Source organism: Xanthomonas sp. SHU 308 (assembly GCF_000364645.1).
Classification (GTDB): Bacteria; Pseudomonadota; Gammaproteobacteria; order Xanthomonadales; family Xanthomonadaceae; genus Xanthomonas_A; species Xanthomonas_A sontii.
On record NZ_AQOK01000382.1, the window covers coordinates 1 to 2693 of the forward strand.

Sequence of the window (2693 nt, forward strand, 5' to 3'; positions counted from 1 at the left end):
GATGGCGTGCTGGCGGCCAGCGTCGCCGGCGTGTCGCCGCTCGGTGCCAGCATCGCCCGCCGCATCGCGCGCCTGGAGGCGGCCGAGGGCGATGTGCTGGTCGACGACTGCTGTTGCGCCCGCGCCGGACGCCCTGCGTCGCGCCCCGATCCCGAGCGGCCGTGGCCGCTGCTGCGGTTGTGAGCGGCCGCTGGCGTTTCCTCGTTTCCCATCAACCAAGACACCTCTCTCGATGATGAAAGCTCCGCCCCTGTTCTGCGCCTTGCTGCTTGCCGGCAGCCTCCCCGTCCACGCCGAGAGCGCCGACCCGGCGCGCGACCGTGCCAGCATCCTGGCGATGCAGGGCGAGTACACGGTGGCGTTCGCCTTCGACGAGACCGTGCTGCTGCAGCCCGGCTACGCGCGCGCCGCGCCAATGCGCAGCGGTGGCGACGAAGTGGTGATCGTGGTCGAGGACAGTCCGCGCAAGGTGGTGCTGCAGCATCTGCTGGTGGAGCCCAAGAGCGGCCACGTGACCAAGCACTGGCGCCAGGACTGGATCTACGAGGCGCCGCAGCGTTTCGAGTTCAGCGCCGACCAGACCTGGCAGGTGCGCCCGCTCGACGCCGCGACCACCCGTGGCGCCTGGACCCAGTGCGTGTACGAGGTCAGCGACGCGCCGCGCTACTGCGGCACCGGGCGCTGGGACTACGCCGATGGCCATCCGACCTGGACCAGCGACCTGAGCTGGCGTCCGTTGCCGCGCCGCGAGTACACCAAGCGCAGCGACTACAACGCGCTGGCGGTGATCAACCGACACACGCTGACCCCGGCCGGCTGGACCCACGAGCAGTTCAACACCAAGGTGCTGCGCAAGCCCGATGGCAGCCAGCAGGCCATCGCCCGCGAGTTCGGCTTCAACGACTACGTCAAGACCACGAGCGTGGACTTCACCCCGGCCCGCACCTACTGGAGCGCAACCCGGGACTACTGGGCCAGGGTGCGCGCGCGTTGGGACGGCCTGCTCGGCAAGCCGCCGGGCGTGCAGCTGAAGACCAAGGTCGACGGCATGGCGATCATCGTGCCGCTGTTCGGCCAGGCCGAGGCGGTGCAGCAGGGCAAGCCGGTCAGCGATGCGCAACTCGATGCGGTGTTCGCGCAATGGACCGCGCCGGCGCCGGCCGCGCGCTGAGCACAGCGCCGGCGACACAGCCAGGGTGGGGAAGGCGGCCGGGATGGCGCCTTCCCCTTTTTCTTGCGCGTGTCAGCTCGATGCGGAGCGTGTTTGGCCCGGGACGACTTGCGGTGACAGCGGCACGCGGCGGCTGCACAAGCGCGGCGTCGCGTGGCGGCGTCAGTGCTTTGACGTGATCGCCACGGGTGTGATTGACGTTGTTGGCGGCGATACCGCATCCGCGGATGTGGAGATCACTTGCGCGATCCAGAGCGGATCGCACGACACGCGCAGGACCTGTGGCGCTTTTCCAATCCCCACTCCCGATTCCCCACTCCCGGCTTCACTCACTGCTCGCGCAGCGCCAGCGCCGGCGGCGTGCGCAGGATGCGGCGGGTGCCCGACCAGCCGGCGAGCAGGCTCAGGGCCACGCCGCCCAGGCCGCCGAGCAGCAGCGCCGGCCAAGGCGGCGACAGCGCGAGGTCGAAGGCCTGCCTGGCCACCACCACGCCGATGATCGCCGCCGCGCCGACCGCGAGGATCGCGGCGAGCAGGCCGAGCGCGCCGAACTCCACCAGCACCGCGCCGCGCAACTGCCCACGGCGTGCGCCCAGGGTGCGCAGCACCGCGCTGTCGTAGCGGCGCTCGCCGGCAGTGGCCTGCAGGGCGGCCAGCAGCACCAGTGCGCCTGCCAGCAGGCTGAAGCCCATCACCAGTTGCACCGCCTGGGCGACGCGGTCGATGACCTCGCGCACCCGCTGCAGGATCGCGTCGATGTCCAGCAGCGACACGTTCGGATAGGCGCGGCTGAGCCCGCTCAGTTGCGCGGCCGAGGCGCGCGGCAGGTGGAAGGCGGAGATCAGGTTGTACGGCGCATCCTGCACTGCGCCGGCGTTGAGCAGCAGGAAGAAGTTGACCCGGAACGAATCCCAGTCTGCCTTGCGCAGGCTGGTCACGGTGAAGCTGCGCTGCTGGTCGCCGAGCAGCAGGGTGATGCGATCGCCGAGCTTGAGCCCGTAGCGCTGCGCCCAGCCTTCCTCCACCGAGGCTTCGGCGGCGGTGCTGTCGGCCGCCCAGAAGCGTCCGGACAGCAGCCGGTTGGCGGCGGGGAATTCGTGCCGCCAGGAGAAGTTGATCGGCCGGTCGCTGCCGTCGCCATCGTCCTCCGGCCCCTGCTCGCGGCGCTGCGGCGGCTTGCCGTTGATCGCCACCAGCTTGCCGGTGCTGAACGGCTCGACCGCCGCATCGGCGACACCGAGCGTGCGCAAGGTGCCGAGCACCTGCTCGGCCTGATCGGGCTGGATGTTCATCAGGAAGTAGTTCGGCGTGTCCGCCGGCAGCCGGTCGCGCCACTGCCCGAGCAGACCGGGGCCGATCACCGCCAGCAATAGCAGGGCGCACAGCGACAGCGACAGACCCACCAGTTGCACCACGCTCAGTGCGCGGCGCCGGGTCAGCGCCGCCAGGCCCAGTTTCCAAGGCCCGCGCAGCCGTCCCTGCAGTCGCCGCAGCACCGCCAGCAGCACGCCGCCGACCGCCA

Annotated in this window: 2 protein-coding genes and 1 pseudogene; 2 read left to right on the forward strand and 1 reads right to left on the reverse strand. The window is 70.9% G+C overall.

Annotated elements, in window-relative coordinates:
- Nucleotides 1-183, forward strand: a pseudogene (locus tag D588_RS24715) (Hemin transport protein); the annotation flags it as partial.
- Between the two features lie 49 nt (nt 184-232).
- Complete coding sequence (locus D588_RS0112895; RefSeq protein WP_017916270.1) at nt 233-1171, forward strand: DUF6607 family protein; 939 nt, start codon at nt 233-235, stop codon at nt 1169-1171.
- A gap of 329 nt (nt 1172-1500) precedes the next feature.
- On the opposite strand, the gene D588_RS0112900 is transcribed toward D588_RS0112895, so the two are convergent.
- Nucleotides 1501-2693 (reverse strand): FtsX-like permease family protein (locus tag D588_RS0112900; RefSeq protein WP_017916271.1); only part of this gene is annotated, 1193 nt, incomplete at its 5' end.

Excerpts from the sequence above, each read along its gene's own strand:
- D588_RS0112895 (WP_017916270.1), top strand. The coding sequence starts at position 233 with ATGATGAAAGCTCCGCCCCTGTTCTGCGCCTTGCTGCTTGCCGGCAGC.